General features: G+C 71.8%; 21 protein-coding genes. 5 read left to right on the top strand and 16 right to left on the bottom strand.

What is annotated here, in order from left to right:
• Positions 1–7: 7 nt before the first annotated feature.
• Positions 8–2824: a SpoIIE family protein phosphatase gene (locus tag ACQPXS_RS04235; RefSeq protein WP_433447035.1), complete on the bottom strand. Its 2817-nt coding sequence runs from the start codon at positions 2822–2824 to the stop codon at positions 8–10.
• 248 nt (positions 2825–3072) lie between these two features.
• Here ACQPXS_RS04235 and ACQPXS_RS04230 point away from each other — a divergent pair, with 248 nt between their 5' ends.
• Together ACQPXS_RS04230 and ACQPXS_RS04225 are read left to right on the top strand one after the other, a co-directional pair.
• On the top strand, positions 3073–4191 hold the full coding sequence (locus ACQPXS_RS04230) for a PP2C family protein-serine/threonine phosphatase (RefSeq protein WP_433447033.1): 1119 nt from the start codon (positions 3073–3075) through the stop codon (positions 4189–4191).
• Positions 4192–4293: 102 nt separating this feature from the next.
• Positions 4294–4614, top strand: a complete 321-nt coding sequence (locus ACQPXS_RS04225; protein ID WP_365333973.1) for a DUF6191 domain-containing protein — start codon at positions 4294–4296, stop codon at positions 4612–4614.
• Between the two features lie 334 nt (positions 4615–4948).
• On the opposite strand, the gene ACQPXS_RS04220 is transcribed toward ACQPXS_RS04225, so the two are convergent.
• The 8 genes from ACQPXS_RS04220 to ACQPXS_RS04185 all read right to left on the bottom strand — a co-directional run bounded on the left by ACQPXS_RS04220 (position 4949) and on the right by ACQPXS_RS04185 (position 16237).
• Positions 4949–5548, bottom strand: a complete 600-nt coding sequence (locus ACQPXS_RS04220; protein WP_433455702.1) for a substrate-binding domain-containing protein — start codon at positions 5546–5548, stop codon at positions 4949–4951.
• 85 nt (positions 5549–5633) lie between these two features.
• Positions 5634–6095, bottom strand: a complete 462-nt coding sequence (locus ACQPXS_RS04215; RefSeq protein ID WP_433447031.1) for a pyridoxamine 5'-phosphate oxidase family protein — start codon at positions 6093–6095, stop codon at positions 5634–5636.
• Between the two features lie 271 nt (positions 6096–6366).
• Positions 6367–7278, bottom strand: coding sequence for an NAD-dependent protein deacetylase (locus tag ACQPXS_RS04210; RefSeq protein WP_433447029.1), 912 nt, complete (start codon positions 7276–7278; stop codon positions 6367–6369).
• Positions 7279–7431: 153 nt separating this feature from the next.
• The gene (locus tag ACQPXS_RS04205; RefSeq protein ID WP_433447027.1) at positions 7432–9264 is read right to left on the bottom strand and encodes a GMC family oxidoreductase N-terminal domain-containing protein; all 1833 of its coding nucleotides are present in this window, start codon (positions 9262–9264) and stop codon (positions 7432–7434) included.
• Entirely contained in the window at positions 9261–10703 is a 1443-nt protein-coding gene (locus ACQPXS_RS04200) for a hypothetical protein (RefSeq protein WP_433447025.1), read from the bottom strand. Before ACQPXS_RS04200 ends, ACQPXS_RS04205 begins: the two co-directional genes overlap by 4 nt.
• On the bottom strand, positions 10700–11386 hold the full coding sequence (locus ACQPXS_RS04195) for a FadR/GntR family transcriptional regulator (RefSeq protein WP_433447023.1): 687 nt from the start codon (positions 11384–11386) through the stop codon (positions 10700–10702). The genes ACQPXS_RS04200 and ACQPXS_RS04195 overlap by 4 nt, the downstream gene beginning before the upstream one ends.
• Positions 11387–11531: 145 nt before the next feature.
• Complete coding sequence (locus ACQPXS_RS04190) at positions 11532–12944, bottom strand: FAD-binding oxidoreductase (protein ID WP_356308536.1); 1413 nt, start codon at positions 12942–12944, stop codon at positions 11532–11534.
• 68 nt (positions 12945–13012) lie between these two features.
• Positions 13013–16237, bottom strand: a complete 3225-nt coding sequence (locus ACQPXS_RS04185; RefSeq protein WP_433447020.1) for a tetratricopeptide repeat protein — start codon at positions 16235–16237, stop codon at positions 13013–13015.
• A 130-nt stretch (positions 16238–16367) separates the two neighbouring features.
• Between ACQPXS_RS04185 and ACQPXS_RS04180 the strand changes: the two genes are divergently transcribed.
• Positions 16368–17090, top strand: a complete 723-nt coding sequence (locus ACQPXS_RS04180) for a helix-turn-helix transcriptional regulator (RefSeq protein ID WP_433447018.1) — start codon at positions 16368–16370, stop codon at positions 17088–17090.
• A gap of 31 nt (positions 17091–17121) precedes the next feature.
• Positions 17122–17673: a DUF3291 domain-containing protein gene (locus ACQPXS_RS04175; RefSeq protein ID WP_433447016.1), complete on the top strand. Its 552-nt coding sequence runs from the start codon at positions 17122–17124 to the stop codon at positions 17671–17673.
• A 52-nt stretch (positions 17674–17725) separates the two neighbouring features.
• Here ACQPXS_RS04175 and ACQPXS_RS04170 read toward each other — a convergent pair whose 3' ends face one another.
• From ACQPXS_RS04170 to ACQPXS_RS04140, 7 genes are all read right to left on the bottom strand, one after another.
• Positions 17726–17899: a hypothetical protein gene (locus tag ACQPXS_RS04170; protein WP_351810210.1), complete on the bottom strand. Its 174-nt coding sequence runs from the start codon at positions 17897–17899 to the stop codon at positions 17726–17728.
• Between the two features lie 23 nt (positions 17900–17922).
• Entirely contained in the window at positions 17923–18279 is a 357-nt protein-coding gene (locus ACQPXS_RS04165) for a PRC-barrel domain-containing protein (RefSeq protein ID WP_433447013.1), read from the bottom strand.
• Positions 18280–18613: 334 nt separating this feature from the next.
• On the bottom strand, positions 18614–19417 hold the full coding sequence (locus tag ACQPXS_RS04160) for an SDR family NAD(P)-dependent oxidoreductase (protein WP_433447011.1): 804 nt from the start codon (positions 19415–19417) through the stop codon (positions 18614–18616).
• Between the two features lie 159 nt (positions 19418–19576).
• Positions 19577–21784, bottom strand: coding sequence for a xanthine dehydrogenase family protein molybdopterin-binding subunit (locus tag ACQPXS_RS04155; protein ID WP_433447009.1), 2208 nt, complete (start codon positions 21782–21784; stop codon positions 19577–19579).
• Entirely contained in the window at positions 21781–22770 is a 990-nt protein-coding gene (locus ACQPXS_RS04150; protein ID WP_365333996.1) for an FAD binding domain-containing protein, read from the bottom strand. Before ACQPXS_RS04150 ends, ACQPXS_RS04155 begins: the two co-directional genes overlap by 4 nt.
• Positions 22757–23287 (bottom strand): (2Fe-2S)-binding protein, encoded by a 531-nt coding sequence (locus ACQPXS_RS04145; RefSeq protein WP_433447007.1) that lies wholly within the window; start codon positions 23285–23287, stop codon positions 22757–22759. The genes ACQPXS_RS04150 and ACQPXS_RS04145 overlap by 14 nt, the downstream gene beginning before the upstream one ends.
• A 511-nt stretch (positions 23288–23798) precedes the next feature.
• Positions 23799–24407: a DJ-1/PfpI family protein gene (locus ACQPXS_RS04140; RefSeq protein WP_433447005.1), complete on the bottom strand. Its 609-nt coding sequence runs from the start codon at positions 24405–24407 to the stop codon at positions 23799–23801.
• A gap of 170 nt (positions 24408–24577) precedes the next feature.
• Here ACQPXS_RS04140 and ACQPXS_RS04135 point away from each other — a divergent pair, with 170 nt between their 5' ends.
• Entirely contained in the window at positions 24578–25111 is a 534-nt protein-coding gene (locus ACQPXS_RS04135; protein WP_433447003.1) for a MarR family winged helix-turn-helix transcriptional regulator, read from the top strand.
• Positions 25112–25122 lie beyond the last annotated feature (11 nt).

The following is a 25122-nucleotide window of genomic DNA, read 5'->3' as shown; positions in this document are numbered from 1 at the left end:
CGTCGGCTCACAGGCCGGGATCGTCGAACTGGTCGAGGTCGAACTGGTCGAGGAGGAAGTCGACCGGTGCGAGGCCCGAGGCGGCGGTATCGCCGTCGTGAAGAATCTGTTCGGCCCAGATGACCTTGCCGTGGGTGGTGTAGCGCGTGCCCCATCGCTGCGCGAACTGCGCCACCAGGAACAGCCCCCGTCCGCCTTCGTCCGTGGTCGCCGCGCGCCGCAGACGCGGCGAGGTGCCGCTTCCGTCCGAGACCTCGCAGATCAGACAGCGCCCGTGCAGCAGCCGTAGGCCGACCGGCGGCGAGCCGTACCGGATCGCGTTCGTGACCAACTCGCTGACGATCAGTTCCGTGGCGAATCCGGTCTCCTCCAGCCCCCACTCCAGCAAGGTCTCCCGGCAGCGCGCCCGCACCTCGGGAACCAGCGCCGGGTCCGGCGGCACCTCCCACTCGGCCACACGCGAGGGTGGGAACCTCCGGGTACGCGCCGTCAGCAGGGCGACGTCGTCGCAGGCGGGTGACGGCTTCAGCGCGTCGATCACCGCCTGACACGTCTCCTCCGGCGTACAGTCCCCGGACCCGTCCAACGCCCGGCGCAGCCTGTCCATGCCGACGTCCATGCCGTGGGCGCGGTCCTCCACCAGGCCGTTGGTGTACAGCACCAGTTGTGAACCCTCCGGCAGGGACAGCTCCACGGTTTCGAAGGGGTAGCCGCCCAGGCCGAGCGGCGCCGAGGTCGGTACGCCAGGACTGGTGACCGTCCCGTCCGGGCGCACCACCACCGGCTCGGGGTGCCCCGCGCGGGCCAGCGTGCAGGCCTGCGCCACCGGGTCGTAGACCGCGTAGAGACAGGTCGCTCCGGTCACGCCCTCCCCCTCACGGCCTTCCGCGGCATCGCCCGCGTTCTCCTCGTTGTCCATGCGTACGACCAGGTCGTCCAGGTTCCCGAGTACTTCGTCCACGGGCAGGTCCAGGGTGGAGAAGTTGTGCACCGCGGTGCGCAGCCGGCCCATCGTCGCCGCCGCGTGCAGCCCGTGACCGACCACGTCCCCCATCACCAGGGCGACGCGAGCGCCCGGAAGCGGGATGACGTCGAACCAGTCCCCGCCCACCCCCGCCTCCGCGGGCAGGTATCGCCAGGCCACCTCCAGCGCGTCCTGCTCCGGCTGCCTGCGCGGCAGCAGGCTGCGCTGCAGCGTCACCGCCATCGCGTGCTCACGGGTGAACCTCCGGGCGTTGTCGATGGCCACCGCCGCCCGCGCGGCCAGTTCGTCCGCGAACGTGAGGTCATCCGGTTCGAACGGCGGGGAGTCCACCGTCCGGTAGAAGTTGGCCACGCCCAGCGGTACGTTCCGCGCCCGCAGCGGTACGGCCATCAGCGAACGCAACCCGCACTCCAGGGCCCTGCCGGCGCGCTCCGGGTCCTGTTCCCGCCAGCCGGGTGCCTGGCGCAGGTCCGCCTCCAGGACGACCTGTCGCTCCTGCAGCGCCCGCATCTGCGGCGTTCGGCGCGCGAACGTGATCACTTCGCCCAGCGGATACACCGGCATCATCCGCTGTTCGCCGCCGATCGCCGTCCTTCGCAGGTGCCGCCAGCCCTCCGCCGTAGGCTCCCACCCCCGCAGCACCGCTTCGAGGAGATCCACCGTCACGAGGTCGGCGAACTGCGGCACCGCCACGTCGGCCAGCTCCTGGGCCGTACGCTCCACATCCAGCGTGGTCCCGATCTCCACCCCGGCCTCGTACAGCAGCTTCAGCCGCTCCCGCGCCACCTCGGCCCGCCCCGTGACCGCCGCCAGCTCTGTGGTGTCCCGCAGGGTCACCACGCAACCTCCCCGGTCGGCCTGCGGGTACGTCGGCCGCTTGCTCACCGCCAGCGACCGGTGCCCCGCGAGATGCACTTCGTCGGTGACCGTCTCCGACGACGTCAGCACACACAGGATCGACTCCGGCAGTCCCAGCTCCCGCACCGGGCGCCCCCGTGCGTCCGCCGGCAGTCCGAGCAGCTGTGCCGCCTCGTCGTTGGCCAGCATCAGCCGTCCGTCGGCGCCGGTGATCAGCACTCCTTCGCGCACCGCGTGCAGCACCGCGTCGTGGTGCTCGTACAGCTGCGCCAGCTCCTCCGGGGCCATGCCGTGCGTCTGCCGCCGCAGCCGCCGCGACACCAGCGTCGTTCCCGTCACACCCAGCGCCAGCGCGGCCGCGCCGCTGCCCAGGATGATCGGCAGCTGGGGCATCCACAGTCCCGCCACGTTCCTGACCGTGATTCCCGCGGAGACCAGGCCGACCACCTTGCCGTGCGAGTCGGTCACCGGGACCACCGCCTGAACGGCCGTGCCCTTGCCCGCGGGAAGCGGCGGTCCACCGGCCTGCTCGACCACGGTACGGCCCGCCAGCGCCGGCGCGATGGTGCCGACGAACTTCTTCCCGATCTCCCGCGTGTAGGGATACGTGTAACGAATCCCCTCCGTGCTCATGACGACGACGAAGTCCACACCCGCACGCTTGCGCGCCGCCTCGGCCCGAGGCTGGAGCACCGCTGTCGGATCCCGGCTCTGCAGCGCCGCGGCCACGCCAGGGGCGGCCGCGAACGACTGGGCCGCGACTACCGACTCCCGTCGCCCCTGCTGCAGAGCGTCACGCGCCGCCTGGAGCACCATGCCCACCGCCGCGGCGACGACCAGCAGGACCACGATGACGACCTGGAGAAGCAACACCTGACCGGCCGCGCTACGCGGGTCCAGCAGGGAGGCGCGACGTTGGCGCGAGGGGCCGACGGGCGGATGACGTTCCGGGCCCCGAGGGTGCCCGGAAATTTCCTCCATACACCCTTGATAGCACCACTGCGGGGTGGCCGACGCCGGCCATGTTCGTCGCGCGGCTGCCGCATCACGGCCCGCCGGAGGGCGTTCGTCGTGTCGCCGTATCCACGACCGGGCATCGTGCCGCACCGCGGCGGCTTCGAGCGGTGGCAGATCCCGTCGGCGAAGTTCCCCGGTCGTGGAAGAACCCACTCGCCGGAGCATGCGCTCCCACGGCACGAAGCCCGTTATGCCCCGATAAGATACTTTTTATGATCAGCACGGGATGGCCTCGACGGCACCACTCTCCTTACGGTGGCCGACACGAGACCGTACTGCTGTCTCCCATACTCCTCACGGTCCTCATCGCCGCGCTGGCCTTCGCCACCCCCAGGGAGATCGCCTTCAGCCGTCTCCTGCCGGCCGCGCCCGCCCTCGCCGCCGCGATGTGGCCTGTGCTCTCGACGGTCCTGCTCGGGCTGTTCTGCCTGCTGGTCATGATCGGGCTCAGCCTCGTCTACTCCGATCTGGGAACGCCCTACACGGCGGCCGCGATCGTCGCGGTCACTTTGGCGGCCGCCTACACGAGCCATCTCCGACTCCAGCGAGAGGAGGCACTCTTCCAGATCCGGCTCGTCGCCGACGCGGCGCAGCAGGTCCTGCTGCGCCCGCTGCCGCGCCGAGTGCAGAACGTCGAGATCGAGTCGCTGTACCTGGCGGCCCAGGAGCAGGCGCGCATCGGGGGCGACTTCTACGAGGTGGCCGACACGCCGTACGGGGTTCGGCTGCTCATCGGTGACGTGCGCGGCAAGGGCCTGTCAGCGGTGGGGGCGGCCTCCGCGGTGATCAACTGCTTCCGGGAGAACGCCTACGACCAGCCGGACCTGAGCGGCATCATCCACCGCCTGGAGACCAGCATGTGCCGCTACAGCGTCGCGAAGCTCGACCCGGATCAGCCGGAACACTTCGCCACCGCTCTGATCGCCGAGATCCCGCACCTCGGTGGGCATGTGAAGATCCTCAACTGCGGGCACCCCCCACCCCTGCTGATGCAGAGCGGGGAGATCCGCGTCCTCGAGCCCACCGTTCCCTCGCCGCCCCTCAATCTCGCGGCGCTCCTCGGAGACGACTACCACGTCGACACCATCACCTTCGCCTCGGGCGACCAGATCCTGCTCTACACCGACGGCGTGACGGAGACCCGGGACCGCACCGGCACGTTCTTCCCGCTACCGGAGTGGATGGGGCAGCTCGGCCCGGCGGCGCCCCGTGAGCTGCTGGACCGCCTTCACGAGGATCTGCTCCACTACAGCGGCGGAAGACTCGACGACGACATCGCGGCCGTCGCCGTCCGCTGCAGGCACCCCGTGGCCCGAGAGGGCTCCGCGTAGGCCCGTCGCCGACACGGGCCGCCCACGAGGCTGGGGCCGGCGCCCCGGCGAAGGCGAGCTGGGTGGGTGACTGTCCGCAGGTTCGGCCCGGATCCTGGGGACATGCAATTCGTCTTCTTCATGACCCTGCCCGGGCTGGTCATCGTGCTGACCCTGTTGGCCCTCGTTGACCAGCTGCTGTTGCGCGCGGGGCGGGCCGGAGTGCTGCCGTGGCGGAACAGCGCACGTCAGGGGCAGATCTCAGCGACCGGATTCGAACAATTGCATGCGAGCCTTTCCCCGGGCAAGCAGAACGAGCTGAAGGAGCGGCAGTCGTCACTTGTCCTGCCGGACAACGAGGATGACGGGGCCCCGCCGAACAGGACGACGGTGGACCTGGCCGCAGGGACGGCGGTCGTACGGATGCCGCGCTCCGGGCGGTAGGAATATCGCCCGACCGTCGGCACAGGACATGTGGTAGATCGTCGTGCATCACCTCGCCACAACTGACCGAGGAGGCGTGGGAATTCGTCGAGCGTGAGCAGACCCGCAAGATCCACCTCGCCGCCGACAGGCCGGCCGGCCGCGCCCCCGGCCGGAGGCTGTGGCCGGGGACAAGGCCCACTCGTCCCGCGTAACCGCACCTACCTGAGCAAACGCCGGATCAAGGTGGTCATCCCAGCCGTGCGGGACCTCAGCATCCTGGCCTGGAAGATGAGCCCGGCCGCAGTGGGCGCCGGTGTCGCGTCGGCGCGGCGGAGATGTGCGCGCGGGGTTCTTACCCGATGCCCGGTCCGGAGTTCTCCTGGTCGCCGCACCCGCAGCTGCCTCGGCGTACGACCGTCACGGGGAGCATCAGCGAGGCCGGCTCGGCGGCGCGGGCACCGTTCAGGCGCTTCACCAGCAGCTCCACCGCTTCCTCTCCCATGCGCAGCATCGGCTGGCGCAGGGTGGTCAGTGCCGGGCGCACCAGGCGGCTGAGGGGAATGCCGTCGAAACCTGTCACCGCCACGTCCTCCGGGACCCGCAGACCTCGCTGCTCCAGCTCGTGCAGTGCACCGATGGCCATCTGGTCGTTGAAGCTGACCGGGGCCCGCCACCGTACTTCCGACGGCCTCACCGACGGGCTGGGGGCCGTTCTCACCGTCGACTGCGACGGCCGAGGCACGCCGGACCGGGCCCGTCCGGAGCCGGGACGGTACGGCTCTGCCTGCCTGATGGACGCCCGGTGGTTCCGCCTGCCACGGCACGAGGAAGACCCGACCCGCACGGACTCGTCGTCGGGGCCGCCGGCGACCGCTTCCTCACCGCGATGGCCGACCGCGGCGACCGCCGGCAGTGCGCCGCCCTTGCCGCGGAGGGCACCGACAGCCGGCATCGCGCCGTCGGCCTGGACCGCTTGCCGGCCGTCTTCCCCGCTGCCGTCCCAGGGCTCGCCGAGCGCACCCACGTTCGCGGGCAGGTCAGTGACGTGCCACGCCGTAGGCGTCGGCCCAGGCCCGCTTCAAGTCGGCCTCGCTCCAGTGCCCGAACGTGTAGGCGGGCGACTCCACCGGCAGCGCCCGCTCCACACGGATGAATACGGCCTCGTGGCACGGATAGTCGGGACCGTGCGTGTCCAGCACCCACTGGCGAGACCAGGCGTACACGGGATCGCCCTCCCCGCGGAGCTCCGCGGTCCCCTTGAACCGGTAACCACGCCGTAGGAGAAAGTCGATCACGTTCACCTCCAGCCGCGGATCCCGCCTGAGATTCGCCACTGTCGTCGGGGAAGCCATGTTCATGAAGACCAGGTGGTCGTCGTCGTAGACGAGCAGCGAACCCTTCGGGGAGAGGTTCGGGGAGCCGTCCTCACAGACCGTCGCCACGAACGCCAGCTTCGCGCTGTCGACGATCGCACGCATGTCCTGCGTGATGATCCCCATGTTCACCTCACCCGACGACGACCGAACCTGCCGGCGGTCCAGGCCATGGCTCCGCCGAGTGCCAGTGTCGGCGCGAACTGCCGACGCGCAGGGGCGACAGGCGGCGGTGTCCACCGAACAGCGGTCAGCCCGGGGCTGGGCTCCGGGGCTGGGCTCCCGGTCGGCCAGGAAGCGCAACACCGACGACATGACGCTCGGGCGTGCGTTCAGCGCCGGGTGACGATCCTCTGCCGGCACTCGGCTCCGGGGACTCGGTGACGTCCCGCCATCGTCACGACTTCACCGAGTCCGCCGCCTCGTCGTCGACCGGGATGCCCAGCCGGCCGGCAACAGTGGTGAGGGCCCTTCCCAGAGGGAGTGTGACGCGGGTGAGGGCGTGCCGGTCGCCGCGGGTCGGGTCCCGGTTGACGATCAACACCGGCTTTCCGGCCTGGGATGCCTGCCGGACAAACCGGAGCCCGGACATCACCGTCAGCGAGGAGCCCAGAACCAGCAGGGAGGCCGATGCGCGGACCAGCTCGCGGCAGTGCTCGACCCGCCGCGGCGGAACGGCCTCGCCGAAGAACACCACGTCCGGTTTGAGGGTGCCGCCGCACATCGCGCAGGGCACGACGCGGAAGTCCCCGACCTGTTCGTCGGTGAGGTCGGCGTCGCCGTCCGGGTTGATCCCTGCGGCCACCGGCTCGAAGCCCGGATTGGCGTCCTCCAGCCGCCGGGCGAGTTCGCGGCGCGGGCTGAGGGCGCCGCAGGAAAGGCAGACGACCCGGTCCAGACTTCCGTGCAGTTCTGTGACGCCCTCGCTGCCGGCGGCTTGGTGCAGGCCGTCGACGTTCTGGGTGATCACACCCGAGAGCAGGCCGTGCCGCCCGAAGGCGGCCACGGCCCGGTGCCCGGCGTTGGGGCGGGCGCGGCCGAAGGTACGCCAGCCGAGGTGACTGCGCGCCCAGTACCGGCGCCGGGCCCGGGCGCTGGCGGTGAATTCCTGGTAGGTCATCGGGGTGTGCCGGCTCAGGCTCCCGCCCTCGCCCCGATAGTCGGGGATGCCGGACTCGGTGGAGATGCCCGCTCCGCTGAGCACCAGCACACCGCCGGTGGTCAGCGCGGCGGCGACCGGTCCGAGATCCGTGGTGCCCGGCGGCAGGTCCTCGGTAGGGGTCCAGCTCAGAGTGGGGCGCATGCGCATGCCGCAAGGGTACGGAACAAGCTCCCGTCGCCCGTCGGCGCCGATCAGCACGGTGCCGCACGGTGCTGCTGCGGCGACCTGGCCGGTTTCGGCGTGGCCCCTTGCGGCGTCGCCATGCCGTCCCGGAGTGCATCGAACGACTCTCCGACAGCCTCATGCGGCGAGATGTGCGGTCGCCGTCGCCAGGGCCGCGGCCATGATGCTCAGCTGGGGATTCACCTCCGGGCAGCTGGGGAGTACGGAGGCGTCCGCGACCAGGACTCCGTGTACCCCGCGGAGCCGGCCCGCCGGGTCGGCCGGGAACCGCTGGGGGTCCGCGCCGGCGGCGACCGTGCCGGTGGGGTGGTAGGCCGACAGGTGCAGCTGTCGCGCGGTCGTCGCGGCGAGAACGGCGTCCAGTTGCGCGAGGCTGCGAACCCGTGGTGTGCGGGGGATCCCGGTGAGTACTTCCTCGGCGCCCGCGGCGAAAAGCAGCCGGCCCATGGCGCGGACGGCCTTCATCAGGCGGCCCGCGTCGCGGCGGTCCAGGGCGTAGCGGATCAGCGTGTGGTCACGGCCGAGGACGTGTCCGGAGGGGCGGTCCGCGATCATGGCGCCGAGCGTGGCGAGCCGGTCGGCGTTCTCCAGTTCATGCCGGAGTTCGGCACCCAGCCCGGGCAGGACGAAGGAGCCCATGCCGGGCGGAGTGGCGGTGGCCTCGATGAGGATCCCCGTGTCGTGGTGCTCCTCCACGCCGACGCTCTGCAGCACCCCCTGCCAGGCGGTGACGGGCTCGGTGAAGCGTCCGGCGACGCTCGTGGCCGGGTGCACGCTGAGGTTGCGGCCGAGGTGGGGATGCCGCCCGAGTCCGGAGCGGCGCAGCAGCGGCGGCGACTGCAGCGCGCCGGCCGCGACGACGATCAGGGGCGCGAGGATCTCCGCGCCGCCGTTGTCGCGGTGCACACGCACCCCCGCAGCCCGTGGGCCCCCGGGCCGGTCCGCGTCGACGAGGATGCGCTCGACCCGCGCCCCCGTCACGATGCGGGCACCAGCGGCGCAGGCGTCGGGCAGCACGGAGAGCTGGACGCTCTGTTTGGCGCCGGTGGGGCAGCCCACGACGCACTGGCAGGAACCCTGGCAGCCGGGTGCGTTCCGGCGCAGCGGAGCGGCCTGCCAGCCGAGTTCCCTGGCGCCGGTGAGCGCTATGCGGCCGTTGTTGCCGAGGACGTCGAGGGGCTGGGTGGCCACGTGCAGGGTGCGCTCGGCCTCGTCCAGGTGCAGATCGAAGCCGTCCGCGAGCGTGAAACCGAAGTCCCTGCTCCAGCGGGCCAGCACGTGGGGCGGAGTCCGGTAGCACGTACCGGAGTTGACGAGGGTGGTGCCGCCGACGGCCCGGCCCGTCGGCAGCAGCAGGGGCGGGGTGCCGACGGCGACGGTCGCCCCGCCGTCCCGGTACAGCTCGGTGAACCGGTCGAGGGGAGCACGCCGGCCGAAGGACTCGGTGGGGTGGTGCTGTCCCTCCTCCAGGACGACGACGTCGAGTCCCGCCCGGGCCAGGGTCCGTGCCGCCATGGCCCCGCCCGCCCCCGATCCGATGACCACGGCGTCGGCGGTGGAACGAGCGGGCCAGGCGGACAGGGGCGTCAGGTTCAGCGGCGGGTCCGCACGTGTGAGGGCCGGCGGTACGGGGCCGTCCTGGAGCATCCGCTCGGTGCCGGCCGCCAGGAGGACGGGCACCTTCAGCACGTCCAGCAGCGGGAGGAGGGCGGGACGTGCGGCGAGCCCGCGCAGCACCGACTCTCGCTCGGCTGGGGTGAGTTGGCCGAGACGGCGTCCGGTGCGTGCCAGGGCATAGGTGTCCAAGCCGCGCGCCGCCGCCCGCAGGCCGGACCGGGCGGCGAACGGCATCGCGGCGAGGACCGTCTCCAGCCGGGCGGGGACGCGGCGGGGCCAGTCGGTTGTGCCGTCGTCGGCGATGAGGGCGGACACGAGGCCGGCGAGAGTCATCGTGTGCCCACCTCCGCATGGGCCGTGCCGTCGAGTGTCCACTCCGCCTCGGTGCGCCAGCCGCCGAACCACCATCGCTCCAGCAGGACGTGCGCGTCGGCGCGCTCACTGTTGCGGCACGTCGCGTGGCTGCCGTCGGGGTCGGTGTAGTCCAGGGCGAGCGTGCGGTCCGCCGGCTGCGTCACCTCGACCCGGATCCGGCGCAGCCCCGCGCGGCCGGCGACCGTCCACGTGGGCAGGCCGATACGGGCACGGAAGCGGCCCACACCGGCCCAGCCGACGGCCGGCCGTTCGGGACGGCGTGGCCAGCAGCGGCCGTTGCGGCGCAGCCGCAGAAAGACCAGGGGCGGAAGTCTGCGCAGGCCGGGACGCGTGGATACGGCCGCGACGATTTCCAGAACGGCTCCGGCGCCGAGGTCGGCATGCAGCCAGGCCCAGCGGCGGGCGTTGCCGTGCCCGTAGATGCGTGCCGAGGCACCCGGTGCCGCGGTGAGCGTCAGCTTCGTGCCGTCATGGCTGAAGGTGCCGTCGTAGACGGCCCGCGCGGCCGGGAGTATCTGGGCGGCCGGCAGCAGCGGTCGCCGCCACGACCAGCGGGGAAAGGTGAACAGCGGCTCGTCCGCCGGCCGTTCCGAGAGGTTCCAGCGCAGGGCGCCGTCCGCCGCGGACCCGGTCAGGCGTCCGGGCCGGACCGAGACTCCGTCGGCGGTGAAGCCGGACTCCTCGGACGTCAAGTCGGCCGGACCGAACCGGGCGTGCCGCACGGGGCCGTCCTGGGGAAAGACGGCCGCCCAGCCGTGCGCGTACGGCTGGGATCCGTCGGCCGGCGCGGTCAGTTCGTGATGCAGCCACAGTCCGCTGCCGGAGTCCGGATCGGTGACGGTGGTGTACCAGACCTCTGTGCGGCCCGGCTCGCCACGCCAGCGGGGCGCGAGGAGAGCACCGGGATCCTCCCGCCGCGGAAAGCGGAAACTGGCGAGGAAGGGCAGGAGTCGGGTACCGAGGGGGAAGCGGAGGGTGCCGGTGCCGATGGGTACCGCGTCCTCGTAGACGGTGTACGGCAGCACGGTCATCGAGGCCACGGGCCTGCGCGGGGTGATGGACTTCCAGCCGTCCAGGGTGAGCCGTCGGCCGTCGGCGGTGAAGGTGACGCGGTAACGGATGCGGCGGCGCGCGATCGGGGAGATCTCCAACTCGCCCTGGGCTCCGGGGTCGTCGGTCCATCCGGTGACACGGATGCGGCCGGTGGCGCGGGCACGGGTGGTTCCGAGGGGCCTCAGGAGGTGGTCCGCCGTGACGGTCAGATCGAGGCGGACCCGGCGGGTGTGGTCCTCGTCGTCGAGCGTGAGCGTGCCGAGCATCGTCTCGCTGAAGCGGGTGCCACGGGCGGATGCGTCGCGGTTGCTCCCGGCCCTGCGTGCGGTCGTGTCCGCGCTCACGCGAGAGCCTCCAGCATGATCCGTTCGGTCGCCGTCAGATATCGCTCGGCCGCGCGGCGGGCGCCGGGCTCGTCACCGGCCGCCACCGCGGCGACCACCGGCTCCAGGCGTCCGTGGGCCACCTGTGGGTCCTCGAACGGTGTCCGGAGTGCCGCGCGCACGGGCAGATAGGCGTTGAAGAGGGTGTTGGTCAGCAGGACGTAGACGCGGTTGCCGGTGGCGCGTGCCAGGGCGCGGTGGACCTCGATGTCCGCGAGCTGGACGGCATCGGCGTCCGCCGCCTCCGCCACGCCCGCCAGGAGGGTGCGAAGCTCCGCACGCTGCCGGTCGGTGGCGCGGGCCGCGGCGCGCTGGGCGATCAACGCGCCGATGTGGCGCCGCACTTCGAAGACCTCGCCGATCCAGTCGGGGCTGTGCCGCACGAGCATGGGCAGCAGGTCGGCGCCGCCCAGGCGCAGGTAGTCCCGTACCCGGGTGCCCACACCGTGCCGCGTCTCCAGGAGTCCGGCCTGTGCCAGACGTCCGAACGCGTGCTTGAGAGTGGTGCGCGTGACGCCGTAGCCGTCGGCGAGCGTGCGTTCAGGCGGCAGATAACTGCCCGCCGGGTGGTGTCCGGTGAGGATGTCCTCGCGCAGACGGCTCTCCAGGACATCGACGATGGTTTCGCGGGGCAGTGCCTCCACGCAGTCCTCCCGGTTGGCTCAGTGGCTGATCCACTCAACCAGCGTCCGCCTCCGGAGTCAATGGACATGACAACAGGAATCTTCCTTGGCGGAGGCCGAGTCCTGCCCGCCCGGCGTGACCGCCCCGCGCTTGGGCCGCGCCGGGTCAGGCGGCGGCCGAGGGGCGGATGTTCTGGTTGAGACGGAAGACGTTCGTGGGGTCGTACATGTCCTTCACCCTCACGAGCCGCTCGTGGACCGCGTCGGGGTACGAGGCGCGCACCTTGTCCTCGGCGGCGTCGCCGGTGAAGTTGACGTACATCGCGCCGTCACCGTGGTGAGCGATGTCCTTGCGGGCTTCGCGGGCCCAGGCGACATGCGCGTCGAACCCCGCCGGGCTGTGGGAACGCGCGATCACGTTGCACAGCACGCCTGGCTTTCGCTGGGTGAACGCCGTGGCATCGGCGGGGACGCGGCCGAAGGCGCCGCCCAGTTGGTGCAGATGCAGTTCGCTGGAGGGCGTGGGCGTCCCCAGGTGGTGGCGGAGCACCGCGTCGATGGCGGCGTCGGACGGCTCGATGAAGGCGGACGTGAAGTAGTTGTGCGCCCCGGCTTCCCACAGCGGGTCGAGCAGTGACTGCATGCCCGTGTACGGCATGGGGCCCATGATGTCGGCGATCGGCGTGGCCAGTGTGCGCAATGGAGCGACCACCGCCTCGCCGGCCGCCGGGCTGCCCGCGTACATCCCGGCCAGGACGACGACTCGTGTGCCGTGGACCTCGGGCGGCAGGAAGGGCAGCGGGGGCGCGGTGGTGAGGTTGACGAGTGTCGTCAGTTCGTCGGGCATGCTCCCGATCAGGTCGCGCCAGGCGGTGATCACCTGCCGGGCCTGCGCGAGCGGGTACACGATCAGGCCGGCCAGGACCTGTGGCCCGACCGGGTGGAGCTGGTATTCGAGCGAGGTGACGACACCGAAGTTGCCGCCGCCGCCGCGCAGGGCCCAGTACAGCTCGGGGTGTTCCTGTGCGCTTGCGTGGACGACGCGTCCGTCGGCGGTGACGACCTCGGCCGCCGTCAGGTTGTCGCTGGCCAGGCCGTGGCGGCGCAGGAGCCAGCCCACTCCGCCGCCGAGCGTGAAGCCGCTGATGCCGGTGGTGGAGACGAGGCCACCGGTCACGGCGAGGTTGAAGGCCTGGGTCTCGTGGTCGAGGTCGCCCCAGGTCATTCCGGCCTGGGCGGTCACCCGGCGCCGTACCGGATCGACGAAGGCGCCCTTCATCGGCGACAGATCGATGACGATGCCGCCCTCGCAGGTGGAGAACCCGGCGATGCTGTGAGCGCCGCCGCGCACGGCGACGAGCAGGTCCTGGCTGCGCGCGAACTCGACGGCGCGGATCACGTCCGCCGTCCCGGCGCAGCGCACGATCAGGGCCGGATGCTTGTCGTGTGCGGCGTTCCATACCGCGCGGGCCCGGTCGTAGGCGGCGTCGCCGGGGCGTACGACGGTGCCGCGCAGGTCCGCCTGGAGTTCGGCGAGGGTGGCGTTTCCCAGGACGCCCTGGATCGTGTCGGTCGACATGGTCGGCTCCTCGGGGTGCGTGCTTGCGCTGATACCGAGGACCGTAGGCAGCGGCTCTTAGCATTCGCTCAGCAGTCGCTTTGCCCGGTGGGGACCGAGGGCAGCAGGCGTTGCAGGGCGGCGCGGCCGCGTGCGTCGCCGAGTCGGCCGAAGAGGCTCTCGGCGCGGGTGGCCCGCCTGGTGGCGGCCTCGTGGTCTCCTGCCTGCCAGTGCAGCCGGGCCAGCATGAGGGCGGCCCATCCGGCGGCCGCGGGCGACCCGGCCAGGCGCTCCAGCCGCTGGGCGCGGGTCAGCAGCGTGCGGGCCCGTGCCGCGTCACCGGCCTCGCGGGCCACGATTCCCAGGTGGAGCAGGCCGTTGGTGGTGCCGGGGATGTCGTCGGTCTCCTCGAAGCCCGCGAGGGCGCGGGTGAGGGTGTCGTGCGCGCCCGCGATGTCGCCGGCGGCGAGGTCCAGCAGCCCGAGGCAGCTCAGCGTGATGCCTTCCTCGCGGCGGTCACCCAGCCGGCGCCTGATCGCGAGCGCGGTGTCGAGGTACTCCCTCGCCGCGTCGAAGTCGCCCGTGCCGCGGTGGATGTTGCCGAGTGTGTTGAGGGCCAGGGATTCCCCGTGCGGGTCCGCGAGCCCGCGGAAGCATTCGACGCCGCATGCGGCCGCATCCGCGGCGGCGCTCGGTTCGCCGGACAGCCTGGCCGCCCATGCCAGGTTCGTGAGCATGTGGCCGCGTGCGCGCGAGGGGCCGACCGTGCGGCCGACGAGCATGGTCTCCTCGAACAGCAGCGCCACGTCGCCCGCGCCGTCCTCCTCGACGGTGTAACCCGGTGTCATGACAGGGAAGAACGGCCCTGTGTCCGGTGTGACCTCCTCCAGCAGCCGCAGGCCGTCCCGGCAGGCCTCGCGCGCCGCCGTGCCCTCACCGCGGCAGACGGCCCACACGCCCTCCAGGTGCGCGACGGCGGCGAGGACGGACGGCAGGCTCGACTGACGGGCGAGCGTACGGGCATGGTCGAGGGCGGTGCGGGCGCGATCCCATGTGCCGCGCATCCAGAGCAGGACCGCCTGTTCGTAGCAGGCGTGCGCCTCGGCCGCCGTGTCCCCTCGGCGCTGGTGGATCCGGACGATCTCGCCGGCGATGTCGTCGAGCGGTGCCTGGTCACCGAGACGGATCGCCAGCACGGCCCGCCCCATGAGCGCCTGCGCCCGCTGTGGTGTCGGCTCCGGCGCGGCGGCCAGTGCGTCCTCCAGCCAGCGCCGCCCCTCGGCGAGGCGCCCGCGCTCCAGCCAGAACGAGCGCAGTGCGACCGCCAGGGACAGCGCGCTGTCCGGCTGGTGGCGCAGGTACGAGCGCAGGGCGGAGCGGAGATTGCCGTAGTCCACCTCCAGCTCCAGTGACGTGCCTCCGGCGACCCCGGCGGCGGGCTCACGGTCGCGCGCCTGGGCGAAGGCCAGGTAGAAGTGCCGATGCCTGGCCTCGGTGGCCGTGAGCTCCCCGCTGGCCCGCAACAGTTCCATCGCGTACTGCCGGATGGTCTCCAGCAGCCGGTAGCGGACCTCGTGCGGCCTGTGCTCCGCCCACACCAGGGATTTGTCGGTCAGTTGGCCAAGGAGGTCCAGCACCGAAGCCGGGCGGGTGCCGTCGGCGCACACCTCCTCGGCCGCGCGGAGCGAGAAGCCGCCGGCGAAGACGGCGAGCCGGCGGAACAGGCGCTGTTCGTCCTCGTCGAGCAGCCGGTGGCTCCACTCCAGGGTCGCCAGCAGGGTCTCCTGCCGGGTCACGCCGTGCCTACTGCCCTGGCTGAGGAGAGCGAGGGCGTTGTCGAGCCGGTCCGCGATCTGACTCGGCGCCAGTACGCGTACGCGGGCCGCGGCCAGTTCCAGGGCCAGCGGCATCCCGTCGAGCCGGAAACAGACCTGTGCGACGGCTTCCGCGTTCTGTGCGGTCAACCCGAATCCGGGTGCAGCGGCGGCGGCCCGCTCGACGAACAGGCGCACGGAAGGGAACCGGCCGAGCTCGGCCAGGGCGGGCAGCCGGCTCGGATCGGGCAGGCCCAGAGACGGCACCCGGAACGTGCGCTCGCCGTAACTGCGCAGTGGCTCCCTGCTGGTCGCCAGCAGGGCGACGCCCGGACAGTGGGCCATGACCTGCGAGGCCAGGGCGGCGCACGCGTCGACCAGATGCTCGCAGTTGTCCAGCACCAGCAGCATGTCCCGGCCGTGGAGCTGTGCGATCAGGGCTTGCCGTGCCCTGTCGGACGGCGGCAGCTGCACTCCGGTGGCGGCGGCGACCGCCTCGGCGACGAGGTGCGGCTCCGTCAGGGCGGCGAGGTCCACGAACGCCGCGCCGTCGCGGAAGCCCTCGGCCCGGCGGGCCGCCACCGCGAGGGCGAGTCGGGTCTTGCCGCAGCCGCCGGCTCCGGTGAGGGTCAGCAGTCCGCCCCGCCCGAGCGTCTTCTCCACCTCGGCGATCTCGCGCTCGCGGCCGATGAGAACGGTCGCGGGTTTCGGCAGCGGAGGCCGCGGCCGTGCGGGCCGCTGCCGGTCGGTCTCGACCGAGTCGGCCAGCAGCGCCCGGTAGAGGCGACGCGTCTGCGGGTCGGGGTCCGCTCCGGCCTCCCGCTGGAGCGCGTCGCGCAATCGCTCGTACGCCGCGAGGGCCTCCCGGCGCCGGCCGCCGGCGGCCAGTGTCCGCATCAGCGCCCGATGGCCGGGCTCGTCCAGGGGTTCCCTGGCGGTCAGGGACCGCAGCACGTCCAGGGCCTCGGCCGTACGGTCATCGCGCTCGAGCGCTTCGGCCAGTTTCAGTTCCAGGACCGTCCGTCGCCTCCGAAGCGCCTCGGCCGCCTCCGCGACCCAGGCCTCGTAACGGTCCTCGGGCAGCAGCTCACCCTGGGCCAGAGCGAGCGTCGCACGACAGTCCGCTTCCGTGCCGCTGGCGGTGGCCCGCCGCATCGCCTCGTCGAGTTCGTCGACGTCGATCCGGACACCGCCGCCGAGTCCGAGCAGCACCAAGTCATCGCGTAGTACGACGATGTCGTCCGGCGCGCCCGCCGAGGCCAGGGCACGGCGCACGGCATGCAGAACCTGATGCAGGTTGTTCGCCGCCGCTGTGCCGTCGAGGTCCGGCCAGAACAGGTCGTAGATCTTCTCCCGGTGCACCCGGTGACCCGGTGACAGGCAGAGCACCTTCAGCAGACTCCGGGCCTTGCGCAGCCGCCACGCCCCGGCGGCGACCGGACGGTCCCCGACCGTCACGAGCAAACCGCCGAGGAGCCGGATGCGTACGTCATCGGCCATGGCTGCTGCCCTCACGAGCAGGCTACCGCCCGACCGTGATCGAGGGAGCGGGAGTGCCCGTGGCCTCCCGGTCACGGGGTGCCGTCCGCTCCTTCTATCTCCGACCTGCATTGTTTCTAGAATGGGCCGGGTGGACGATATCGACGCGATCGCGGTGTTGCAGGATCCGGTGCGGCGCCGCTTGTACGAGTACGTGGTGACGCAGGGGCGTGAGGTCGGCCGCAACGAGGCTGCCGAGGCGGCCGGGGTGGCGCGCACGCTCGCCGCGCATCATCTGGACCGGCTGGCCGAGGCCGGGCTGTTGGAGACCGGTAGCCGCCGTCTGACGGGCCGTTCGGGGCCGGGGGCGGGCCGTCCCGCGAAGGTGTACACGCGGGCCCGGACCGAGCGGGCGGTGTCGCTGCCCGCCCGTGACTACCGAACCGCAGCGGAGCTGCTCGCCGAGGCCGCCGAGGAGGCCGGCCTGGACGCCGGGCTCTGCGCGGCCGCGCGCCGCCGGGGCGAGGCCCTGCGCGGATCGGCGGCGCCCTGCGGCGGCCTCGAAGAGGTCATGGAGATGCTGGCCGCCCGCGGCTACGAACCGTACCTGGAAGGCGGCGAAGACGCCGAAGACGCCGAGGACGTCCGGGCCGAAGCCGACGGGGCAGCGCCCGGGGCGGCCGCGCGGGTCGTCCGCATGCGCAACTGTCCCTTCCACGCCGTCGCCGAACGCTTCCCGCCGCTTGTCTGCGGCATGAATCTCGCACTTCTGGAGGGGCTGCTAGGACAGGACGGTCCTGTGCGTGCGCGCATGGACCCGCGGCCAGGGGAGTGCTGCGTGGTGGTCGAAACTTCTAAAAACAATGATGATTGACATAGAGTAGCGGCAGTGCTGGGATGTGGCCATGACCGCATCCACGCACGCCGCCCACCTGGCCCAGCTCAACGTCGCCACGCTCCGCCATCCCCTCGACGATCCGCGTATGGCGCCGTTCGTCGAGATGCTCGACCCGGTCAACGCCGCCGCCGACAGCGCGCCCGGCTTCGTGTGGCGGCTCGTGGAGGAAGGGGCGGCCGACGCCACCGGCCTGCGGCCGGCGGGCGAGGACGTCATCGTCAACCTGACGGTGTGGCAGAGCCAGGAGGCGTTGTGGGACTTCACCTACCGCAGCGGACATCTGGAGGTCGTGCGACGGCGCCGCGAATGGTTCCACCGGCACGTCACCGCGCACCTGGTGCTGTGGTGGGTCCCCGCCGGTCATCTCCCGACCGTCGGGGAGGCCCTGGAACGGCTGGCGGACCTACGAGAGCACGGCCCGTCTCCGCGTGCCTTCACCTTCGCCTCCTCCTACACCGCCGCCGAAGCCGCCCAGCACCTTCGGGCCGTACCGCCGACGCAGCCTCAGCAGACCGCCAGGACCGCTTGGCCGGTGCCGGCCGGGGAAGCTGCGTTGTAGTGGCCGGTGTCCCAAGCCGGACGCGAGGGGTGCCGGCTTGCGACGGCCCGGGTCAACGGACGATGCGGTGTTTCCTTCCCCCTCGACGGAAGCGCATCGCGGCATAGACGAGATCGACGACCAGGACGACGGCGCCGATGATCAGCAGAAAGAAGAGACCATGGACGGCGAAGCCGATGATGCCCAGGATCAGGGCCGCGAGGATCAGCAGCAGGAACACGATCATCGGATCTCCCGGCGGCTAGGGTGTCAGCGTCGGGCGAGGCGTCGCTCGCTGCCGGCGCCCGATGCGTATGGCAGGTCGTAGTGGGCGAAGAGGCTCGGTTCGTCACCGGCGGGCAGTTCGCCGTCTGTGTCGATCGCCGGCGCCTTCTTGACCAGGTCCTTGCTGTGGGCGACCTTCAGGTAACCCGGGCCGACGGTCGCACCGGTAAGCGGCACGAACGCCAGGCGCCGACGGGTGGGCAGGCCCACGGTGACCGTGGCGAAGAAGGGCTGATCGGTGGTGGTGTCGACGTAGATCGACTCGAGAACGCCGATCTTGTGGCCGCTGGCATCCACGACGTCGTGACCCCGCCACGCACGGATATCGTCTGCCTCGAACATCACGAGCCTCCCATAGCACCTGTACGTGTACCCCCGATGCCTTTGCTGATGTGACCGGGGCCGTCGGCTCCGGGCGCGCCGCATACCGCCGGCACCGCGCACGAGCCACTGCCGCCTGCCAGAGGTGCACTGCAGCCGCCCCCACCTTGATGGAGATCCGTGCGGTCCGCACCCGGGCGCCGCGGCTGTGGACCACCAGCGCGTCCCGCCGGCGCACTGTGGGACTCCCGCACTGCCGCCGGGGACAACACGCACAGCCGGCGCCGGGCAGCGACCGGTCCACCGTCGGCTGAGATCACCGGACCCGGCGCAGGTGTGCCGGGAGGCGGCGATCCTATGCGCGTCCGCCCCCGTCCCCGGCTGTCCCAGGCTCCGCCATGGAGCGGTGTGCATCGGCCTTGGTGCCGTCCGGCAGGACCTTGTTCGCCAGGCCCTGTGCCTTGGTCTTCAGGGAGCCGGTGACCTTCTTCCCCTGCCCGTGCGTGATCGCGTCGAAGGCCTGCCGGGCGACGTCGGCCGGGTCGTCCTTGTCCGTGGTGCCGATCTTGGTGTCGCCCATGTCCGCCCGGCGGAAGAAGTCGGTGTCCGTGGGACCGGGCATGAACGCGGTGACGGTGACGTCCGTGTCCTTCACCTCGTTGCGCAGCGCCTGGGCGAAGGACTGCACGAAGGACTTCGAGGCGTTGTACACCGAATGGAAGGGCCCCGGCACGGTCGCCGCTGTCGAGGACGTGAACGCCAGCCGGCCCGCACCGCGACCGAGCATGTCGCGCAGGAGCGGCTTGGCGAGCCGCACGGTGGAGATCACGTTCAGGTCGATCACCGCGAGGTCGTCGGCCAGGTCGGTGTCCGAGAAGGCTCCTCCCTGCCCCACCCCGGCGTTGAGAACGGCGGTGTCGATCTCCAGGCCGGTGGTGGCCGCGACCAGCCGGTCCACACCCGCCGCCTGCGTGAGATCGGCCTGGACGGCGCGGACCTCGGCGCCGGTCTCGCGCAGTTGCTGCGCGGCATGGTGCAGGCGGTCGTCCTCGGCGTTGATCAGCAGGTCGTAGCCGTGTTCGGCGAATTGCCTGGCGAGTGCGTATCCGATTCCGCTGGAGGCCCCGGTCACCAGGGCGAGCGGCCTGTCATCGTCCATGCGGTCCGGAGTAACCAATGGAGCCATGGCCCAACCAAGGTGTGCTCGGCCGGCGCGGTCCCCGCGCGGCGGCATGACCGGGCGCGCCCCGTCGGCGTTCGCCGAAAACCCTCGGGACGCCACACCCGGCCACGACGACAACGTCGTGTCGACGGCCGCTCACAGCATGGCGTCCAGGGTGATCGGCAGCTCGCGGATGCGTTTGCCGGTGGCGTGGTACACGGCGTTGGCGATCGCGGGCGCGATGCCGACCAGGCCTACCTCGCCGACGCCCTTGGTGCCGGTGGCGGTACCGCGATCCGGCTCACCGACGAAGACCACGTCCAGGTCCGGAACATCGGCGTTGACGGCGACCAGGTAGTCGGCGAACGTGCCGTTGGCGATGCGCCCGGTGCGCGGGTCGGTGACCGTGTCCTCGAACAGGGCCATGCCGATGCCGCCGATCGTCCCGCCGATGATCTGGCTCCTCGCCGTCTTCTCGTTGAGGATGCGGCCACCGTCGATCACGGAGACCACGCGCGCCACCCGGATGAGGCCGAGGTCCGCGTCGACCCGGACCTCCACGAACTTCGCGCCGTACGCGCCGGCGAGGGACATGCCCAGCTCGGTGGGGACGGGCGGTGTGCTGTTCCCGTTCGCCGTGAGTTCGGACAGCCCGTGCCGGGCGAGGATGTCGGCGTAGGACTCCCCGAGGCCCGGGCGGCCCGCGGGGTGGATCCTGCCGTCGGTGCACTCCACGTCGTCCGGGGAACAGCCCAGCAGGGGCGAGTCGGCGTCGCCGCAGGCGAGTTCGGCCAGGGAGCGGACCAGTCGCCGGCAGGCGTCGTGCACGGCGTTGCCCAGCGCGCCGGTGAGGCCGGAACCGCCCGCCATCATCGAGTTGGGCATGTCGGAGTCGCCCAGGTCGAAGCGGACCCGGTCCAGGGGCAGGCCCAGTTCCTCGGCGGCCAGTTGGGCCATGACGGTGTACGTGCCGGTGCCGATGTCGGTCGCCGCACTGCGGACCAGCGCGCTGCCGTCCCTGTTGACAGTGGCCTGCGCGGCACAGGGCTGGGCGAAATAGGGGAACCACGCGCTCGCCATGCCGTAGCCCACGAGCCAGTTGCCGTCACGCATGGAGCGCGGCTCGGGATTGCGGTCGAACCAGCCGAAGCGTCGCGCGCCGATCTCGTAGCACTCCAGGAGGGCCTTGCCGGACCAGGGCAGCCCGTTGCGCGGGTCGACGTCGGTGTGGTTGCGCAGCCGCAGCTCCAAGGGGTCCATGCGCAGTTCGCGCGCCAGCTCGTCGAGCGCGGACTCCAGCGCGAAGTTGCCCTGCGCCTCGGCCGGGGCGCGCATGGACGTCGGCACGGCGATGTTGAGCCGGGCCTGCCGGTCCTGTGTGATCACGTTGGGACACCGGTAGGCGAAGGCGGTTCCCGACGCGAACGGCTCATAGTCGCTGTCCTCCATGCTCAGGGAGCTGAGGCTGCGGTGGTCCAGGGCGACCAGCGCGCCGTCGCGCGTGGCGCCGACGCTCAGCCACTGCACCCCACTGGGCCGGTGCCCGATGGAGGTGAACATCTGCGGCCGGGTCAGCACCAGCTTGACCGGTCGCTTGATCATCCGGGCGGCCATGGCGGTGAGGACCACGTGCGGCCACGCGCGCAGCCCCGCGCCGAAGCCCCCGCCGACGTAGGGCACCAGGACCCGTACCGAGCTCTCGGGGATACCGAAGACCATGGCGAGGGTGGTGCGCACCATCGACGGCCACTGGCTGGTGTCGTGCACGGTGAGGGTGTCGCCCTCCCACACGGCCAGGGTGGCGAACAGGCCGAGCGGGTTGTTGGTGTTGTCCGCCGTGGTGTACGTGGCCCGAAGGCTCACCTCGGCGGACTCCAGCGCCGCGGCGGGGTCGCCGCGCGAGGTGTCCGTCCCCCACGGGTCGACGAGTTGTTCGGCCCGCGGGTCCTGAAGGTCCAGCAGCGGCTCCGTGGCCTCGTAGTCGGCCCGCACCAGCCGCGCCGCCGCGCCGGCCTGCTCCGGGGTCTCGGCCACCACGAAGGCGATGTGCTGACCGTGGTGGACGATCCGGTCGTTGCGCAGCGGTGCCGGAGGCGACGCTCCGAGGACCGTCACGGGACCAGCGCCGACCTTCGGGGCGTTCTCGTGGGTGAGGACGGTGATCACGCCGGGGGCGCCTTCGGCCGCTTCGGTGTGGATGCGGACGATCCGGCCCGCGGCGACGGTGCTCTGCACCAGGGCGCCGTAGGCCTGGCCGGGGACACTGAAGTCCATCGGGTACGGGGCGGTGCCGGTGACCTTGCGCGGGCCGTCGACCCGGTTGACGCCCGCGCCGACCCGAGGCCTGCTTTCCACGGTGCTCATGCGGTCACTCCTGAGACGGTCTGCAGCTCGCGCACCAGGGTGCGCCGGGCGAGCGGCACCTTGAACGCCGTTCCGGGGACGGTGAAGGCGTCGCGCATGGTCGCCTCGGCCGCGTCCTGGAACGTGGCCGTCGTGGCGGACGCGCCGGTCAGCACGTGTTCGGCCTCGTAGGCCCGCCAGGGTTTCGTGCCCACCCCGCCGAGGCCGACCCGGGCCTGACGGATCGTGCCGTCCGCCACGACGAGCAGCACCGCGGCCGAGGTGAGGGCGAACTCGTACGACGCCCGGTCGCGGACCTTCAGATAGCCCGACCGGGCGGCCGGCGGCGGGAGCGGGATCTCGACCTCGGTGATCAGCTCGGCGTGCTCCAGGACGTTCTCGCGCTGGGGGTTGTCGTCGGCCGTCAGGTAGAACTCCGTCAGCGGCACGGTGCGGGCCTTGGACAGACCCTGGATGTGCACGACCGCGTCGAGCGCCACCAGGGCTACGGCCAGGTCGGACGCGTGCAACGCGATGCACCGCTCGCTCGCGCCGAGCACGGCGTGCATACGTGCCGCGCCCTGCACCGCGGCACAGCCGGAACCCGGCGTGCGCTTGTTGCATTCGCCGACAGCGGGGTCGCGGAAGTAACGGCAGCGGGTGCGCTGCAGCAGGTTGCCGCCGATGGTGGCCATGTTGCGCAACTGCACCGACGCGCCCTGCAGGAGGGACTCGCGCACCATGGGCAGGCGCTCGGTCACCGTGGCGTCGGCGGCCAGTTCCTCCATCGTGGCCAGGGCCCCCACGTGGAGCGACTCACCGCGTCGTTCGATGCCGTGCAGCGGGAGCCGGGTGATGTCGATCAGCCGCGGCGGCTCCAGGATTCCGTCCTTCATCAGGTCGAGCTGTGTCGTACCGCCCGCGAGGCAGGACGCCGCCGGATCCTCCGCCAGCAATCGCACCGCCTCGCGCGTGTCGGTGGCCCGGACGTAGTCAAAGGCGCGCATCGTGACCTCCCCGGGAGGCCGCCTCGCGGATCGCCGCGACGATGTTGGGATAGGCACCGCACCGGCAGAGGTTTCCGCTCATGAACTCACGGACCTCCTCGTCCGAGCCGGCCCTGCCCTCGGTCATGAGCGCCACCGCGGACATGATCTGTCCCGGCGTACAGAAGCCGCACTGGAACGCGTCGTGCTCCATGAACGCCTCCTGCACCGGGTGCGGACCGTCGGCGTCGGCGATGCCCTCGATCGTGGTGATCTCCCGGCCCTCGGCCTGCGCCGCCAGGGTCAGGCAGGCCAGCACCCTACGGCCGTCCACGTGGACGGTGCATGCGCCGCAGGCGCCCTGGTCACAGCCCTTCTTGGTGCCCACCAGGCCCAGCCGGTCCCGCAGGGCGTCCAGCAAGGTGACCCGCGTGTCCATCCGCAGGGCGTACGACCGCCCGTTCACCGTGAGCGTCATGACCCGCTCCGGGACCACAGGCCGCTCACCCACGTCCCGCCTGCTCGCCACGTCCGTCATCGCGTCCTCCTCGGGACGGGTCGCACACGGCTCCAGCCCCCACACGCGGGCAGACCCGATGAGCCGATTCGACAGCTTTGGGAAGATTGACCACTTCGTTTCACGATATAAGGCAAAGAGGTGATCGGCATGCGGTCCGATCGCGAGACCCCCGGGGCGCGGGGCTGCGCGCGGGCGGTGTGGCCCAAGTGCCATCGTCGCTGCGCAGCACGTAGCCGTGGTCGCCGGAAGCGTTGGCCGTCACCCGGACCACGTCCGCATTGCCGGGGTCGGCCGCCACACCCACGCCGACCACGCCCGGCATGCCCAGCCGGCCCGGCTGACGCCGGCTGAGGCCGTGATCATCGTTGCGGAAGACGCTGTCCCGGCGTCCGGCAGCACGTACAGCCGGGACGGCGCCGCCTGCGTGAACGCGAGGTATCCGCCGCTCGAGTTGAGGCCCGTGGACTGCCACTGCCCTGCCGTCGTGGCAACGAGGACTGTGCCGGCCTGGAAGGCTGACCGCGGGGCGTCAGCGCTGGAGGAGCCGGCCGGCGTGGGTGGCTCGCATGGCGCGCTCGACCGTCTCCTGGTTCTCGCCGACCGGTGCGACGTAGCCGATGACGTCGCGCGCGGCGTCCTCCCCGAGCATGCGGGTGATCACCCACGCGGCGAGATACTCGGACGCCAGGCAACCGCCCGCCGTGGCGATGTTCCCCTCGGCGTGGAACGGCGCGTCCAGCACGGTGACGTCCAAGGCTTCGACAAAGGGCCGGCTCTTCAGGTCCGTGCAAGCGGGCATGCCGTCCAGCAGGCCGAGACGCGCCAGCACCAGCGCGCCGGAGCACTGCGAACCGATCAGCTGCCGCGCGGGGTCGAGCGACAGCATGGACAACAGCCGGTCGTCGGCGACCACGTCGCGTGTCCTCACGCCACTGCCGATCAGCACGGCGTCGGCCTCGGTCACGAACTCCATCGGGCGCTGCCCGGTCACCTCGACGCCGTTCATCGACGTGACCACGGGTGTCGGCGTCGTGATGAAGGCCTCCAGGCCGTCCTTACGGCACCGGTTGACCAGCGCGGACGCGATGAAGCTGTCGAGCTCGTTGAACCCGTCGAAGGTGACCACGGCTACCTGCATGACAACCCTTTCACACGGCGTGACGTCTCCGGTCCGGATCGGATCCGACCGGATCCGGGTCCCGATCCCCTGAGGACATTGTCGAGCCACCACGACGCTTCGTGGCCCGGATGCCGTAGAGCGCGTCGCGCCGGACGGTTTTCGGGTGTGCCCCGCACTACCCTTGTTCCATGGCCGCGCAGCCTGATTGCGAGGTTGCCTCGCTGTCTCCCGGTCCCGTCGCAGGGGAGCCGATGGCCCGGCTGCTCACCGAGGCGGTGAGCCGGCTGCGGCGTGCGCTGCGCTCCTCGATCCGCACCGACTACCCGTGGGAGACCCTGCCCATGGCGCAGGTCGAGTTGCTGCAGGTGCTCAGCGAACGCTCGCCGGCACGGGTCAGCGACCTGGGCGCCCGGCTGTGCCTGGCGCAGAGCACGGTCAGCGGGCTGATCGGCCGGATGATCGCCGCCGGGTTGGTCACACGTGAGGTGGACCCGGCCGACCACCGTGTCGCCGTCGTAGCCCTCACTCATGCGGGACGGGAGAGGCTCGCCGCCTGGACCGCGGCCCACGAACGGCGCATCGACGCGGCCCTCGCCGCGCTCGACGACAGCGCCCGGACGGCTGTCGAGGAGGCGTTGCCCGCCCTGTTCCAGCTGGCCGAGCGCCTCGGTGAACCGACGCCCCGGGGACTGACGGAAACAAGCACGCACATCGGCGGGTGACTCCGGCGAGC

It is taken from the genome of Streptomyces sp. CA-142005 (genome assembly GCF_050942335.1).
Lineage (GTDB): Bacteria > Actinomycetota > Actinomycetes > Streptomycetales > Streptomycetaceae > Streptomyces.
This window is presented reverse-complemented; position numbering and strand designations above follow the sequence as displayed.